The 15,866-nt window shown below is 64.6% G+C and carries 14 protein-coding genes; 6 read left to right on the top strand and 8 right to left on the bottom strand.

All coding sequences use genetic code 11. The features are described from left to right. Positions 1-1,395, bottom strand: a complete 1,395-nt coding sequence (locus tag QY049_RS20340; RefSeq protein ID WP_258764211.1) for an OmpA family protein — start codon at positions 1,393-1,395, stop codon at positions 1-3. A 166-nt stretch (positions 1,396-1,561) separates the two neighbouring features. On the opposite strand from QY049_RS20340, the gene QY049_RS20335 reads away from it, so the two are divergent. Next, complete coding sequence (locus QY049_RS20335) at positions 1,562-2,620, top strand: polysaccharide deacetylase family protein (protein WP_301269864.1); 1,059 nt, start codon at positions 1,562-1,564, stop codon at positions 2,618-2,620. A 106-nt stretch (positions 2,621-2,726) separates the two neighbouring features. Further along, positions 2,727-3,527 (top strand): SDR family oxidoreductase, encoded by an 801-nt coding sequence (locus QY049_RS20330; RefSeq protein WP_258764212.1) that lies wholly within the window; start codon positions 2,727-2,729, stop codon positions 3,525-3,527. 173 nt (positions 3,528-3,700) lie between these two features. Here QY049_RS20330 and boxB read toward each other — a convergent pair whose 3' ends face one another. The 5 genes from boxB to QY049_RS20305 form a co-directional block, all read right to left on the bottom strand. Further along, complete coding sequence (boxB, locus tag QY049_RS20325) at positions 3,701-5,152, bottom strand: benzoyl-CoA 2,3-epoxidase subunit BoxB (RefSeq protein WP_301269956.1); 1,452 nt, start codon at positions 5,150-5,152, stop codon at positions 3,701-3,703. A gap of 25 nt (positions 5,153-5,177) precedes the next feature. Beyond that, the gene (gene boxC, locus QY049_RS20320; protein ID WP_258764213.1) at positions 5,178-6,866 is read right to left on the bottom strand and encodes a 2,3-epoxybenzoyl-CoA dihydrolase; all 1,689 of its coding nucleotides are present in this window, start codon (positions 6,864-6,866) and stop codon (positions 5,178-5,180) included. A gap of 117 nt (positions 6,867-6,983) precedes the next feature. Next, positions 6,984-7,520 carry a DUF309 domain-containing protein gene (locus QY049_RS20315; protein ID WP_258764215.1) on the bottom strand — a complete coding sequence of 179 codons (537 nt, stop codon included), beginning with the start codon at positions 7,518-7,520 and terminating at the stop codon, positions 6,984-6,986. Positions 7,521-7,538: 18 nt separating this feature from the next. Then, the gene (locus tag QY049_RS20310) at positions 7,539-8,357 is read right to left on the bottom strand and encodes an alpha/beta fold hydrolase (RefSeq protein WP_258764216.1); all 819 of its coding nucleotides are present in this window, start codon (positions 8,355-8,357) and stop codon (positions 7,539-7,541) included. A 128-nt stretch (positions 8,358-8,485) separates the two neighbouring features. After that, the gene (locus QY049_RS20305; RefSeq protein ID WP_258764217.1) at positions 8,486-10,027 is read right to left on the bottom strand and encodes a benzoate-CoA ligase family protein; all 1,542 of its coding nucleotides are present in this window, start codon (positions 10,025-10,027) and stop codon (positions 8,486-8,488) included. A gap of 121 nt (positions 10,028-10,148) precedes the next feature. Here QY049_RS20305 and QY049_RS20300 point away from each other — a divergent pair, with 121 nt between their 5' ends. Both QY049_RS20300 and QY049_RS20295 read left to right on the top strand, forming a co-directional pair. Then, positions 10,149-11,057, top strand: a complete 909-nt coding sequence (locus QY049_RS20300; RefSeq protein WP_194478420.1) for a helix-turn-helix transcriptional regulator — start codon at positions 10,149-10,151, stop codon at positions 11,055-11,057. A 2-nt stretch (positions 11,058-11,059) separates the two neighbouring features. Continuing rightward, positions 11,060-11,455 carry a group II truncated hemoglobin gene (locus QY049_RS20295; protein ID WP_258764218.1) on the top strand — a complete coding sequence of 132 codons (396 nt, stop codon included), beginning with the start codon at positions 11,060-11,062 and terminating at the stop codon, positions 11,453-11,455. 38 nt (positions 11,456-11,493) lie between these two features. Here the strand turns inward: QY049_RS20295 and QY049_RS20290 are convergent, their stop codons facing one another. Then, the gene (locus QY049_RS20290) at positions 11,494-11,826 is read right to left on the bottom strand and encodes a PRC-barrel domain-containing protein (protein ID WP_194478422.1); all 333 of its coding nucleotides are present in this window, start codon (positions 11,824-11,826) and stop codon (positions 11,494-11,496) included. A 114-nt stretch (positions 11,827-11,940) separates the two neighbouring features. Then, on the bottom strand, positions 11,941-12,726 hold the full coding sequence (locus QY049_RS20285; protein ID WP_258764219.1) for an IclR family transcriptional regulator C-terminal domain-containing protein: 786 nt from the start codon (positions 12,724-12,726) through the stop codon (positions 11,941-11,943). 111 nt (positions 12,727-12,837) lie between these two features. On the opposite strand from QY049_RS20285, the gene QY049_RS20280 reads away from it, so the two are divergent. Both QY049_RS20280 and QY049_RS20275 read left to right on the top strand, forming a co-directional pair. Then, positions 12,838-14,196 carry an aromatic ring-hydroxylating dioxygenase subunit alpha gene (locus tag QY049_RS20280; RefSeq protein WP_258764220.1) on the top strand — a complete coding sequence of 453 codons (1,359 nt, stop codon included), beginning with the start codon at positions 12,838-12,840 and terminating at the stop codon, positions 14,194-14,196. A gap of 190 nt (positions 14,197-14,386) precedes the next feature. Beyond that, positions 14,387-15,823: a glutamine synthetase family protein gene (locus QY049_RS20275; RefSeq protein ID WP_258764221.1), complete on the top strand. Its 1,437-nt coding sequence runs from the start codon at positions 14,387-14,389 to the stop codon at positions 15,821-15,823. The last annotated feature ends 43 nt before the right edge of the window (positions 15,824-15,866 follow it).

The raw sequence follows: 15,866 nt of genomic DNA, 5'->3' as shown, positions 1-15,866 counted from the left end.
TCACCTCACCAGAAATTCGATGCGGCGGTTTTGCGCCTTGCCATCGTCAGTGTCGTTGCCGGCGACGGGCTGCGTGCTGCCGTAGCCGACCGCGGTGAAACGATCCGCCGGCAGGCCGGCCTTGACCAGATAGGCGATCACCGCCTGTGCACGCTTCTCCGACAGCGCCTGGTTGAACGAGTCCTCGCCATCGGCATCGGTATGGCCCGCGACCTCGATATTGGTGGTCGGACAGCGCAGCGCCGTCTCGATCAGGTGATCGAGAATGCCGGTGGAGTCAGGATCGATGTCGGCGCGCTTGGACCCGAAGCGGATCTTGCCCTTGGCCAGCAGCTCCGAGAACAATTGCTGGCAGACGGTGCCGTCGACCGGCCCGGCCGCCGGCTTCACGGTGATTTCGGGCTTGTATTGCCAGTTTTTCGGAAAGTCCTTGCCGAGGCCGGCGCGGATGTCGCTGGCGGCACCTTCGTACAGCGCATCGCCCGACAGCTTCACCTCGCGGTCGGACACGACGAGTGTGCCGGTCGACAGGCGCGACAGCGCACCGAGCGCTGCGACCACGGCCATGTTGAAGGAGGCGGGCGCGCCGACGCTGGCCTTGAGATTGTCGACGACCTTCTCGGTGAAGAATTTCCTCGATGCGCTGGTCGCGATCGCAGCGTGCACGTTGTTATCGGGGACGTAGCCGCTCAGCGTCACGGTGGCCGCGACCGGATCCTTGTAGGCCTGGAAGATGTAAGGCGGCGCCTTGATCTCGTTGGCAGCGATCGAAAAACCTTCGGGAAGGTTCTTCAGCGCCGCCGCAATCGCCTCGCGACCGCCGAGTTCACGGGCCATGCCCGACAGATTGACCTTGGTGTCCGAGATCGTGACCTTGCCGTCCTTCAGCTTGCCGATCTGGTCGAGCAACAGCATCGCCGCCGCCTCGAACCGCGGCGGGGCGCCGCGGGCAAGGCCCATCTGGTCAGCGACCTCGGTCCCGTTGACCTCTTTTCGCGCGGCCTCCGTGAGTCTCGCCTTCATCGACGGCAGCGGCGCGGAGCCCGACAGTGTCACGCGGACCACGTCACGCTCGGCGTTCCAGACGAAGGGTTTGGCTTCGGGAACAAGGCGGGTCTGGTCGTCGACCAGCCGCACACCGGGAACCGTCTCGACCGTGGTCACGGCGTCGCGGCGCCCCTCCTCGGAAAAGGCATCCGCGGCCAGCCTCACGTCACGGCCATCGACCACGATCCGGGTCTTGTCCAGGACGGTGCCCTTGAGCGCGGCCGAACTGCGGGCCGACAGGTCGGCCTCGACGGGCAAGGTGTTATTCCAGGCCGCAAATCCCCACATGATGGCCAGGGGAATCAGCCCCGGCCACCATTTGCTGGCCCACCTGAAAAGCATCTGCATTCGACGACCCGAACTCTGGAACCGGAGACAAAACAAACCCTTGGCAGGCTGTCAAACCGGAAATGGGGCCCTTTCAGGGGCCCCCCGTGGACAATTGGAATAACTTTTTCTTCAAGGGTCATTCCCTAGAGTTGCGGGCGGAATGCCAGGGGTCGGCCCGCCGGTCATGAAACAACTCCGTAACAACGTCATTCGCGCCGGGCTGGGAGCACTCTATTTCAGCGGGGCGCACCATCTGCTGCGCCCGCTGCTGTCGGGCGTCGGCGCCATTTTCATGCTTCACCATGTGCGGCCGGCTCGCGAGGGCGCGTTCCAGCCGAACCGGCATCTCGAGGTCACCCCGGACTTCCTGCGCTCGGCCCTGTGCCATTTGCGCTCGCGCGAGATCGACATCGTCAGCATGGACGAGCTGCACGAACGGCTGGTTCAGGGCCGCTTCGAGCGCCGCTTCGCCGCCTTCACCCTCGACGACGGCTATCGCGACAACAGGGAGCACGCACTGCCGGTGCTACGCGAATTTGACGCGCCCGCGACCATCTACGTCGCCAGCGACTTCGCCGAAGGCACGGGGCGGCTGTGGTGGGCCGCGCTGGAAGCCGTCATCGCCAAAGCCGGGCAGGTCGACGTGCAAATCGGTCATTCCGCACTGCGACTCGATGCAACGACGCCGGCCGCGAAGCAGGCAGCCTTCGACCGTCTGCATGACTGGCTGCGCGCGCTGCCGGGCGAGCACGATCTGAAACGCGAGATCGAGGCGCTCTGCGCCGCGCACGGTGTCGACATCGAAGCGCTGTGCCGCAGCCTCTGCCTGTCCTGGGACGAGGTGAAGCGGCTCGCGGCCGATCCGCTGGTCACGATCGGCGCCCACACCATCAGCCATTGCAATCTGGCCAAGCAGAGCGAGGAGATCGCCGCGCAGGAGATGGCGGTGAGCCGGGTGCGGATCGAGAACGCGCTGGAGCGCGAGGTCCTGCACCTCGCCTATCCCTATGGCGACCGCGAGGCCGCAGGAACGCGCGAATTTACGCTGGCCGCATCCGCCGGCTTCAAGACCGCGGTGACGACACGGCCCGGCATGCTGTTCGCCGAGAACGCCGGCCACATGACCGCGCTGCCGCGCGTCTCGCTCAACGGAAATTACCAGGACGCGCGCATCCTGCCGGTGCTGACCTCCGGCGCCGCGACCGCGATGTGGAACGGCTTTCGCCGGATCGCGGCGGCTTGAGCGTCGTCCCGGCCTGGTGCGCAATTGCGCACGGGGGGCCAGGGCGACACCGAGTTGACTCCCCTCCCCGCCGCGCTCAAAACGTGGCCAACCCAAGGGAGGCACCATGTCCAACGATCTATTCTCGCTCAAAGGCCGCATCGCTCTCGTGACCGGGGGCTCGCGCGGCATCGGCAAGATGATCGCGGCCGGGTTCCTCGGCGCCGGCGCGGCGAAGGTCTACATCACGGCGCGCAAGGCCGGTCCCTGCGAAGCCACCGCGAAGGAGTTGTCGGCGCAATATGACGGCGAATGCATCGCGCTGCCGATCGACATCTCGACCGTCGAAGGCTGCAACAAGCTCGCCGGCGAAATCATCAAGCTGGAGCCGAAGCTCGACATCCTCGTCAACAATGCGGGCGCTGCCTGGGGCGCGGATTTCGACGAATTCCCCGAGAGCGGCTGGGACAAGGTGATGGACCTCAACGTCAAGTCGCTGTTCTTCCTGACCAAGGCTTTGGCCAAGCCGCTGCGCGCGGCGGCCTCGCACCAGCGGCCGGCCAAGGTCATCAACATCGCCTCGGTCGACGGCATCTTCGTCAATCCGGGCGAGACCTATTCCTACGCCGCCAGCAAGGCCGCGGTGATCCATCTGACGCGACGCATGGCGACGAAGCTGATCAAGGACAACATCAACGTCACCGCGATCGCGCCGGGCGCGTTCAAGTCCGACATGAACCGTGCCGCGCGCGACCATTCGGATGACGTCGCCAAGCGCATTCCGTCGCGGCGCATCGGCACCGACGAGGACATGGCGGGCGTTGCGATCTACCTCGCCTCGCGCGCGGGCGATTATGTCGTCGGCAACACCATCGCGGTCGACGGCGGTGTGGTGTACGCCAATGCGGGGTTGGAGATCGCGGGGTAAGACTGAGGGCAAGTGCTTCGCTCTCACCCAACGCTCGCTGTCATGCCCCGGGTTTGACCGGGGCATCCAGCACGCCATGACTTCTCGGTTCTAACCGCCTCTGGAATACTGGATCACCCGCTTTCGCGGGTGATGACACCATTTGCGTTGTGCGAGCGTCCGCCCCCTGACGCTTACGACTCGATCTTCACGTATTCGAAATCGCCCGGCTTGTTGTCGATGCCGACCTTGGGCGGCGAGATCCACGACGCGAACTTGCCCTGCTCGGTGACGGGCTGCATCAGGGAGGTGATGAAGTCGCCGTCGGCGGTCGAGGGCAGCCAATCGTCCCTGCGCTTGGCCCAGGTGGCGTCGTCGATCAGGATGCCGTCGGGCGTGGCGTGCACGTCCTTGAATTCGCCGATGTGGCGATGGAAGGCCACGTTCGGCAGCGTCAGCTTGAAGTCGTAGCCGGCTGTCGAGATCACCTTGTTCCAGCGCAGCATGCCCTTGACGCAATCCTGGCTGTAATCGTCGCGTAGGCGCATGTTGAGCGCGGTCAGCGCCGGCTCGTCGACCAGCTTGATCTCGCCGTTGATCAGCTTGAGCACCGGATAGGTCGAATTCTTGAGCTGGTGATCGTCGTCGATCTGGGTCTCGTGATAGCGGCCCTTGATGCCGGTGTTGAAGGCGTTGGCGGCGTTGGTCGAGACTTCCGAGCCGAACAGATCGAGCGACAGCGTATAGTGCAGGTTCAGCTTCTTCTGGATGGTCGGCAGGTCGATCACGCCGAGCGCGCGGACCTTGGCGATGTCGGAGGGATCGGTGATGCCGGCTTCGCGCATCGCATCGCAGGTGCGCTGCACGACGCGGGTGATGCCGGTTTCGCCGACGAACATGTGGTGCGCTTCTTCCGTGAGCATGAAGCGGCAGGTGCGTGACAGCGGATCAAAGCCCGACTGCGCCAGCGAGTGCAGCTGCATCTTGCCATCGCGGTCGGTGAAATAGGTGAACATGAAGAAGGACAGCCAGTCCGGCGTCGCCTCGTTGAAGGCGCCGAGCATGCGCGGCGCGTCGGCATCGCCGGAACGACGGCGGAGCAAATCATCGGCTTCCTCGCGGCCGTCGCGGCCGAAATATTTCTGGAGCAGATAGACCATTGCCCAGAGATGACGGCCTTCCTCGACATTGACCTGGAACAGATTGCGCATGTCATAGAGTGACGGCGCGGTCTTGCCGAGATGACGCTGCTGCTCGACCGAAGCCGGCTCGGTGTCGCCCTGGATCACGATCAGGCGACGCAGCATCGCGCGATATTCGCCCGGAACTTCCTGCCAGGCCGGCTCGCCATAATGCTCGCCGAAGGGAACGACGCGGTTCTCCTCCTGCGGAGCAAGGAGAATGCCCCAGCGATATTCGGGCATGCGGACGTAGTCGAACTTGGCCCAGCCGCGCGGATCGACGGAATAAGCAGTGCGCAAGTAGACCAGCGACTCCTGGAAGCCCTCGGGGCCCATGTCGCTCCACCAATCCATGTAGCCGGGATGCCAGCCCTCGAGCGCCTTCAGCACCTGGCGGTCTTCGGCGAGATTCACGTTGTTCGGAATCTTGGTCGAGTAGTCGACGTTCATGATGTTCATGTTCATGTTCATGTTCATGGCCGCTCGCTCCTTAAACTCTCGTCATATCGAATTTCGGCTTCTGGCCGCTGCCGTAGCGGCGCAGCGCGCCTTCCTCGCCGACCGCGTTCGGACGCTGGAAGATCCAGTTCTGCCAGGCGGTCAGGCGCGCGAATATCTTTGATTCCATGGTCTCGGGGCCGACGAAGCGCAGGCTCGCTTCCATGCCGGTGAGACTGTCGGGCGAGAAGCTGGCGCGTTCCTCGAGAAACACGCGGACCTCGTCGTCCCAATCGATGTCGTCGAGCGCGAAGGTGACGAGGCCGAGCTCTTCGGCCTGCTCGGCGTCGAGCGCGGTGCCGAGCGTGGCTTCGGCGCGCTCGACATCGGCCGGATCGGCCTGGAAGCGCGATTCCAGCCGCGTCAGGCCATGGCTCATCGGATACGGGCCAAAGTTCATCGCCGACAATTCGATCGACGGCGGCGGCTGGTTGTCGCCCTGGCGCGCACCGATCAGCATGTAGGAGCGGTCGGCGGCGAAGACGAGTTCGGCCAATGTGCCGGCAAAGCATGAGCCCGGCTCGACCAGCGTCACCAGCGTGCGCGAGGTGACGTCGATGCGCTTCAAGACGCGCTTCCAGTAGTGCCTGATCTCGTTGACCAGCCAATGCGCCTTGTTGGCTTCGAGGAAGGCGTCGGATGCAAGCACATGGGCGCGCTCGCCATGGCTCTTGAACACCAGCATCGCGATCTCGAGCTCGTTGATGCGCAGGTGAAGGATGGCATCGTCGAGCTCGCGCGCGACCTGCAGCGGCCAGAACGCAGCGCCCTGCGCCATCATGCCGTCGATGTCGGCAGGCGCTGCGGTCTCCGGCGCCTTGATCGAGATGGTGGCAATGCGGGCGGCACGGTCGATATCGACCGTGACGAAGCCATAACGGATGCTGGTCTCGTCGATTACGCGCTTCAGCGGCGAGAGCGCGATGCCCTTGCCGCTGCCGGCGCGCCTGGACTTGCCGGCAAATTCCTTGGCACGCTCGACGATCCTGGCTTCCAGTTTCGAATTCGGCGCGATCTCGTCGACCAGGCGCCACTGCACGGCGCGCTTGCCCTTCACGCCTTCCTCGATGGTGCAGAAGAAATCGGCGTGGTCGCGGCGCACCTTGCGCTTGTCGACGACACGGGTGAGACCGCCGGTGCCCGGGAGCACCGCGAGCAGCGGCACTTCCGGCAGCGCGACAGCAGAGGCGCCGTCATCGGCGAGAATGATGTGGTCGGTCGCGAGCGCAAGCTCATAGCCGCCACCGGCAGCCGAGCCGTTCACCACGGTGATGAAACGCTGGCCGGAATTCTCGGAGGAGTCTTCCATGCCGTTGCGGGTCTCGTTGGTGAATTTGCAGAAGTTGACCTTGTGGGCATGGGTGGAGCCCGCGAGCATGCGGATGTTGGCGCCGGCGCAGAACACGCGGTTCTTGGCCGAGCGCATCACGACGACCTTCACCTCGGGATGTTCGAAGCGCAGGCGCTGCACAGCGTCGGCCAGTTCGATGTCGACGCCGAGATCGTAGGAATTCAGCTTGAGCAGATAGCCCTCGAACAGGCCGCCATTCTCGTCGACGTCCATGGTCAGCGTCGCGACGTCACCGTCGACCGCAAGCTTCCAGTGCCTGTAGCGGGACGGTTCGGTCTGGAAATCGATGAATGTCGCGCCGCCTGCGAGGCGCCGATCTTCCCCGGCCATGGGCCACCCTTGAGCTCATCTTGGTTTTAACGTTAGATGCACAATAGTGCATCTTTAGAACCACGTCTAGCCCTCAACGGCCAATACATGCACTTTGTTTCATGAAAGTATTATACTTCAGGAAGGCGCCTGGGACCGCACGATAGCGCCGAGCCCGATCCAGTCCGCCTTGGTGATCTGGGTCCGGCCGAGCTTGGCCTGAAGCAAGGCCATCAGCGCCGGGACCGGAAAGCTCTCGACGAAGCCGTCGCCTGCAGCCGCGACCTTGCGCGCGCTGAGCGCCCGCAGTTCGGTGAGGGCATCCCCGAACAGTCGCGCGGCCGAATGCGCCTTCTGCATGCGCAGCCGCAAGTTCGCGTTGGCGACATGGACGCAGGCGCGCAACAGGATACGTTCGCGGCCGCCTTGGGGAGCAGCGGCCCACAGCGCCTCCAGCACCTCCTGCGCCTCCCAGAAATAGCCGCGGTCGTTCAGCGCGAGCCCATAGCGCAGCGCCGGATGGCGCGCCGGCACGTAGCCGCGGAAGGCCGAGGGCACCAGCGCCTTGGCCAAATCAAGCGTTTCGTAGTCCGCCTCGACCTCACCGGTCTCACCAGGCACATAGGCCCATCGCGGCCACGGCAACGGACCGCCGGCATGTGAAGGCACATTCATGGATGTGCCTCCGCATGGTCAGGCGGCGCGTCCCCGAAGTCCCTGATCGTCGTGCAGGGCCGCTCTTGCAAATTGCTCGATCGCGTCAAGCGTCGCCCCCGGCGCTTCACGATGCGGGGAATGCCCCGCGTCTGAAATAACTTTTAGATCTACCGGACAATAACACTCTTCCTGCGCAATTTCGACCTGACGCAGTGTCCCATATTGGTCGTCCCTTCCTTGCACGACCATGACGGGAACGCGGATGTAGGCCAGATATTCCGAGATATCCCAGTCGCGGAACTTCGGATCGAGCCAAGCGCCGTTCCAGCCGTAGAAGGCATTGTCGACGTCCTTGTGCCAGCGCGCCAGCTTGGCCTTGAGATCGGTGGTCTCATAGGCTGTCTTGATCGCGGCGATGGATTTCACCGAGACGTCCTCGACGATGAAATGCGGCGCGATCAGCGCGATGCCTTGCAGGCGATGATCCTGATGCGAGCCGGCATAGATCGCCGCGATCGAGCCGCCGTCGGAATGGCCGAGCAGGAGGCCGCGCTTGAAGGGAATCGCGTCGAGCACTTTCGGCAGCACGTCGAGCGCCTCACGGTGCATGTAGTCGAGCGGCCGCGGCAGCGCGACCGGGCTCGACTGGCCATAGCCCGCGCGGGAATAGGCGAAGACACCGGCGCCGGTGGCTTGCTGGAGCTTCTCGGGAAAGTCGCCCCACAGGCCGACGGAGCCGAGACCTTCGTGCAGCATGACGATGGTCGGCGCATCCGCGGCTGATGGCGCGAGCCAGATAAATTCGAGGCTGGCGTTGCCGATGCTGAGGAAGCCGGCGGGGGTGAGGCTGGTCATGCTCTGTTTCCATTCACTCCGTCATTCCGGACAACTCGCAAGGCGCGTTGATCCGGAATCCCGAGATTGCCATTGCCGCACGAAATTCCGGGTTCGATGCTTCGCACCGTCCCGGAATGACGGACTCGCTAACTCGCCCCTTCCCGCAGCTTGAAGCGCTGGATCTTTCCCGTCGCGGTCTTCGGCAGCGAGTCCACCACGTCGATCCAGCGGGGATATTTCCACGGGCCGATCTTCTGCTTGACGTGTTCCTTCAGCATCTCCTGCAGGTCGCTCGTCGTCGCGCCGGGGCGCAGCACGACGAAGGCCTTCGGTTTCAACAGGCCTTCGGGATCGGCCTCCGGCACGACGGCGGCCTCCAGCACGGCGGGATGGGTGATCAGCGCGCTCTCGACCTCGAAGGGCGAGACCCAGATGCCGGAGACCTTGAACATGTCGTCGGCGCGGCCGCAGAAGGTATAGCGGCCGTCAGCGTCACGAACATATTTGTCGCCGGTGCGGGTCCACGGGCCCTCGAAGGTGCGGCGGCTCTTGTGGCGCTGATTCCAGTAGCCCTCGCCGGCAGAGGGCGCATCGACCAGCAGCTCACCGACTTCGCCGTCGGCGACGTCCTGGCCGGCTTCGTTGACGAGCCTGACAGCATAGCCCGGCACCGGCTTGCCGGACGAGCCGTATTTGATGTCGCCGGGTGCGTTCGACAGGAAGATGTGCAGCAGCTCGGTCGAGCCGACGCCGTCGAGAATGTCGACGCCAAAGCGCGATTTCCAGCTGTTGCCGACCGATTCCGGCAGCGCCTCGCCGGCCGAGGTGCAGATGCGGAGCGACTTGCCGCCGCGCTCGCTCTTCATCGCCTCGTCGTTGAGCATGGCCGCGAACAGCGTCGGCACGCCGTAAAAGATCGACGGATTGTAACGGTTCATCAGATCGAACATCCGCGCCGGCGTTGGGCGCTCGCTGTTCAACACCACGGTGGCGCCGACCGACATCGGGAAGGTCAGCGCATTGCCGAGGCCATAGGCGAAGAACAATTTTGCCGCGGAGAGACAGACGTCGCTCTCGCGGATGCCGAGCACCTGCTTCGCATAGGTATCGGCGGTCGCCTGCATATTCGAATGGATGTGGCGCACGCCCTTGGGCATGCCGGTCGAGCCGGACGAATAGAGCCAGAACGCCGGCTCGTCCGGATGCGTCGGAGCGGTGGTGAACTGGTCGCTCTCGCCGGCGATTTCCTCGGCGAGCTGCTTGTGGCCGTTCTGCTTGGCGCCGGAAACCACGACATGCTCCAGATCGGGCATGCGGCCGACGACGTCCTTGATCACAGGATAGAGCGCCTCCGACACGAACAGCACGCGCGCGCGGCAGTCGGCGAGAATGTAGGCGTATTGATCCGCCGTCAGCAGCGTGTTGAGCGGCACCGGCACGATGCCGGCGCGGATCGCCCCCAGGAACACGATCGGGAAGTCGACCGTATCCAGCATGATCATCGCCACGCGCTCTTCGCGGCGGACGCCGAGCCGGCGCAGCATGTTCGCGGCACGCCGCGTCTCGCGCTGGAGCTCGCCATAGGTCAGCCGCGAAACGGTATCGTCGAAGACGAGCTTGTTGCCCCTGCCTTCCTCGACGTTACGGTCGAGCAGCCAGGTCACCGCGTTGTAGGATCCCTCGCTCACGGTCGTCTCCCCCGAATTTAGAATTATAATTCATAGAAAGACACTGTGACAGCTTGCTGTCAATGCCATCAGGCATTATGTTTCATTAAAACGCGCCGCAGGACACCTGTAAAGAAGGCTCATGACCGACAGTCCCGACGCCGAATCCCGTTTTCTCGAACAGCTCGGCCAGCGCGTGCGCACCATGCGCGCGCTGCGCGGCATGTCGCGAAAAGTGCTCGCCAAGGTATCAGGAATTTCGGAGCGCTACATCGCGCAGCTCGAGAGCGGCAAGGGCAATGTCTCCATCGTGCTGCTGCGCCGCGTCTCCGACGCGATGGGCGCGCATCTGGAAGATCTGCTCCCCTCGGCCGATCCGACGCCGGACTGGCAGATGTTTCGCGATCTCCTGCGCAAAGCGACGCCAGCGCAAATCGCGCAAGCCAAGGATCTGCTCGCCGGCGGCAGCGCGACGGCACCACGACGCGCGCCGTTCTGCGGCATCGCGCTGATTGGCCTCCGCGGCGCCGGCAAGTCCACGCTCGGCAGGATGCTGGCGAAGAAGATCGGCTGGAGCTTTGTCGAACTCAACAAGGAGGTCGAGCAGCAGAACGGCCTCTCGGTCGCCGAGATCATCGCGCTCTACGGCCAGGAAGGCTTTCGCCGCATGGAGCAGGCCGCGCTGCAACAGCTGCTCGCGCGCAACGAATTGATGGTGCTGGCAACCGGCGGCGGCATCGTCTCGGAGCCGCTGACCTTCGACCAGATCCTGACCTCGTTCTACACGATCTGGCTGAAGGCCGAGCCCGAGGAGCACATGGCCCGCGTCCGCCGCCAGGGCGATCTGCGTCCGATGGCGGACGATCGCTCCGCCATGGCAGAGCTGCGCAACATCCTGCTCAGCCGCGAACCGCTCTATGCGCGCGCGACGGCGGTGGTGGACACGGCGGGCTTGTCGGTCGATGCTGCGGCGGCCCGGCTGATCGATGCGGTGCGGCCGGTGCTGCAGAACGAGGCGCGAAGCTTTGGGCTGCGGAGTGTTGCGCTGTAACGATGACCTCCACCGACGCCACCACCTCAATGTTCGAGCGGATCGGCGGCAGCGCCACGATCGACGCCCTGGTCGACTGCTTCTACGACCGAATGGACACGCTGCCGGAAGCGAAAGTGATCCGCGCGATGCATGCGGGCGATCTAGGGCTGATCCGGGACGTGCTGAAGCGCTATCTGACGGAATGGACCGGCGGTCCAAAGCTCTATACGCCCGAGAAGGGCCATCCGCGGCTGCGGCAGCGCCACATCGCCTTCACCATCGGTGACGCCGAGCGCGACGCGTGGCTGCTGTGCATGCGCGGCGCGATGGAGGAGACCGTCACCGACGCCGCTGCGCGGCGAGACCTCGACAAGGCAATATCCGGCCTCGCCGACTGGATGCGCAACCGGACGTAACGCTGCTTGCCGGGGCGTAGTGAGTACTTCCGACGCAGCTAGATCGACCAGTAATTCGGATGCTGGTAGGGCCGCGAGCGGTCGCCCCAATCGAACTCCTCGCCGTCGAACTCGCATGGGCCGCTGCTCAATTGCTCCGGCGTCAGTTCGACTTGGAACGCCTGACGGCCCGAATCATATTTCAGCGCGCTCCACTGCACCGGATAATGGTGGTGGGTACCGAGCAGTCCGCCGGTCTTGATGACGGCGTAGGCGACCGTTCCGCTCACCTTGTCGAGCATCAACCGCTCGATCGTGCCGAGCTTCGTGCCGTCACGGCCGTAGACGGCGACGTGCTGCACGCGGTCACTGGGAACCATGGTGTGTTGCATGGCGTGCTCCCTGGCGTTGTGTCGGGCGCAGTATAGTCCCGCAGCCCGGATCAGCGAAGCGACATCCGCGATCCTTCGCACGAGTCGTCCCGAACCTCGCTACGCCCGCCCGAGCTACAAGAGCTGCGATTGCACCGATTCCGCCCCCTCGCGCAGCAGGGGCAGGAAACGGCCGATCAGTTCCTGCGCCGGCACGCGGTCGATATGGGCGCCCATGTTGATGGCGGCGACGATCACGTTGTCGTAGCGACGTACGGGCACCGAGATCGAGCGGAAATGCGGCTCGGCCTCGCGGTCGACCAGCGAATAGCCCAGCGCACGGTCAGCGGCGATGGTCGTGAGGAGCGCCTTGGGGTCGGTCACCGTCTGGGGCGTCAGCGCTTCGCGCTTCATCGCCTTGAGGCGTACCGCCAGATCAGCGTCGCCGAGCTGGCCGAGCATCGCGCGGCCGACCGAGGTGCAGAACGCGGGCAGCCGATAGCCGATCTCCAGCCCGCCGGAGAACATTCGTGCCGGGCCGCTGCGGGCGATGAACACGACATCGTCGCCGTCGAGCACTGCGAGCGAGGAGATTTCGTTCGCCGCGGTCGCGATGCGATCGAGTACCGGTTGCAACACCGTGACGAGTTGGTTGGAGCGGAGGTAGGACGCCGCCAGCGTCAGCACATGCGGCGTCAGCGAGAACAGCTTTCCGTCGCCGCTGACGAAGCCGCCGCGCTGAAGCGTGAACAGCATGCGCCGCGCCGTTGCGCGCGGCAGGCCGGCAGCCCGGGCGAGATCGCTGAGCGTCATCGGGCCTGCATTGGTGCCGAAGCATTGCAAGAGGCGCAGCCCGCGATCGAGGCTTTCGACGAAATCCGTCGCCCGCTCGTCAGTTTCGCTTCGCTTCAACTTGGGCATGGCTCGGGAATGTCCTGCAAAATAGTGCTTGCTGCCGATCCAAGGCATGTCATAATTCGCCCATTCGTTCAATAGGCGAACAAACGCTCTTCGGAAAAGGACGCGACCGCCATGATGAGCCAGGAACAGAACGACCTGATCACCCGCACCGGGCCGAAAGACCCGTGCGGCAAGCTGATGCGGAGCTACTGGCAGCCGGCGGCGCTGGTCGATGAACTGGAGGGCGAGCGGCCGATCCGTCCTGTGCGCCTGCTCGGTGAAAACCTGGTGCTGTTTCGCGACGAGACCGGTCGCTACGGCCTGATCGATCGCCACTGCGCCCATCGCGGCGCCGACCTCGTCTTCGGACGGCTCGAGCATGGCGGGCTGCGCTGCGCTTTCCATGGCTGGCTGTTCGACGCGTCGGGCCAGTGCATCGAGACGCCGGCCGAGCCGAAGGATTCGAAGCTTTGCCAGAACATCCGCCAGCGCTCCTATCCCGTGGTGGAGAAGAGCGGCATCCTCTGGGCCTATCTGGGCGAGGGCGAGCCGCCGGCATTTCCGGAGATCGATTGCTTCGTTGCACCCGGCACGCACACCTTTGCGTTCAAGGGGCACATGGCCTGCAACTGGCTGCAGGCGCTCGAGGTCGGCATCGATCCCGCGCACGCGTCCTATCTGCATCGTTTCTTCGAGGACGAGGACACGTCGACCGCCTACGGCAAGCAGTTCCGCGGTGCATCGGCGGGCTCAGACCTGCCGATGACGAAGATCCTGCGCGAATACGATCGCCCGATCATCAACGTCGAGCACACCGAATACGGGCTGCGGCTGATCGCGCTGCGCGAAATCGACGGGGAACGGACGCATGTGCGCGTCACCAACCAGCTGTTCCCGCACGGCTTCGTCATTCCCATGAGCACGGAGATGACGATCACGCAGTGGCACGTGCCTGTTGATGACGAGAACTGCTACTGGTACGCGATCTTCACCAGCTATTCGAACCCGGTCGACAAGAAGAAGATGCGCGACCAGCGGCTCGAGCTCTACGAGCTGCCGGACTACGTCTCGCGCAAGAACCGCAGCAACGATTACGGCTTCGATCCGCACGAGCAGCAGACCGCCACCTATACCGGCATGGGCAACGACATCAACGTCCACGACCAGTGGGCGGTGGAATCGATGGGTGCTATCCAGGACCGCACCAAGGAGCATCTCGGCTCGAGCGACAAGGCGATCGTGCAATATCGCCGCCTGCTGCGGCAGGAGATCGAGAAGGTCGGCGGCGGCGAGAAGCCGATGCTGTTCCTGGACGAAGCCAATGCGCGCAGCATCCAGGGACCGGCGACGATGGACGGCATCGGGCCGACCCGCGGCTGGGAGACCTACTGGATGGAAGTCGACGTCAAGCGCCGCCGCGGCGCGCCGTGGACGGCACCGGTGCCGAAGGACATCGAAGGCAAGGTGCATCGGCTGACGGCAGCGGAGTGAGGGTGACTTCCGCCGACGGCGAGTCGCGACGTCGGCTCCACATTCTCCGCTGTCATGCCCCGCGAAAGCGGGGCATCCAGTACGCCGCGGCCCCTCGTGGTTGCGTTGCCGTCTCTGGAATACTGGATCGTCCGCCTTCGCGGACGATGACAGCGTGGGCTACGCTCGCGAACATCAAGGAGAGATTGCAGTGACTTTCGTCGCACGCCATGCGCTGTGGTCGGATGAGCAGAAGGACGCCGCAGCGCGGATGCGCCGTCTCGTCGAGGACAGGAACCTCGAGGTCATCCGCCTCGCCTTCCCCGACCAGCACGGAATCTTGCGCGGCAAGACCATCATCGCCGCCGAGGCGATCGCCTCGCTGGAAGGCGGCTGCTCCATCACCACCACCATGCTCGCCAAGGACACCTCGCACCGCACGGTGTTTCCGGTGTTCACCGCGGGCGGCGGCTTCGGCATGAAGGAGATGGAGGGCGCGGCCGACGTGCTGATGGTTGCCGATCCCACCACGTTTCGCGTGCTGCCATGGGCTCCGGCCACCGGCTGGGTGCTGTGCGACCTGTATTTCCAGGACGGCCGCCCGGTGCCGTTCGCAACGCGCGGGCTCTATCGCAAGGCGCTCGACGAGCTGGGTCGCCGCGGCCATGATTTCGTCGCAGGCCTCGAGGTCGAATTCCACATCTTCAAGCTCGACGATCAGCACATGCGCCCTGAGGACGCGGGCCAGCCCGGCACGCCGCCCTCGGTGAGCCTGCTCTCTCACGGCTATCAGTACCTCACTGAGCAACGCTTCGACCAGATGGAGCCGGTGCTGGAGATCTTGCGGCGCGACATCGTCGCGCTCGGCCTGCCCTTGCGCTCCGTCGAGGTCGAGTTCGGCCCGAGCCAGTGCGAATTCACCTTCGCGCCGAGGAAGGGCATGGAGCCAGCCGACAACATGGTGCTGTTTCGCAGCGCCGTGAAGCAGATCGCGCGCCGGCACGGCTATCACGCCACCTTCATGTGCCGGCCGAAACTGCCGAATTTGTTCGCGAGCGGCTGGCACCTGCATCAGTCGGTCGTCTCGCGCGCGAGCGGCGACAATCTGTTCATGGCCAGGGAGACCGGACAGCCGCTGAGCGAGTTCGGGCGCGCCTGGCTCGCCGGCCTGCTCGATCACGCCCGTGCGGCCACGGTGTTCACGACGCCGACCATCAACGGCTACAAGCGCTACCGGTCCTATTCGCTGGCGCCTGACCGCGCGATCTGGGGTCGTGACAATCGCGGCGTGATGATCCGCGTGCTCGGCGGGGCGAACGATGCCGCCACGCGGCTGGAGAACCGCGTCGGCGAGCCCGCGGCCAATCCCTACCTCTATATGGCCGCGCAAGTTCTCTCGGGCCTCGACGGCGTCGACCGCAAATGCGATCCCGGCCCTTCCGCCGACACGCCCTACGAGACCGAGGCGCCCCTGTTGCCGAAGAGCCTGCGCGATGCGGTCTCCGCGCTGAAGGACGATCCGTTCTTCCGTGAAAAATTCGGGGCGGAGTTCGTCGACTACTACACCCACATCAAGAACGCCGAGATCGACCGCTTCCTGGCGGAGGTGACCGACTGGGAGCACCGCGAATATTTCGAGATGTTTTGACCGAGCTCCGCCTCACGCCCCTGTGAGACGACTTCATCGCATT

The organism is Bradyrhizobium sp. WYCCWR 13022, assembly GCF_030435535.1.
Classification (GTDB): domain Bacteria; phylum Pseudomonadota; class Alphaproteobacteria; order Rhizobiales; family Xanthobacteraceae; genus Bradyrhizobium.
The sequence above is the reverse complement of the archived record's forward strand: the minus strand, read 5'-3'. Positions and strand labels throughout refer to the sequence as shown.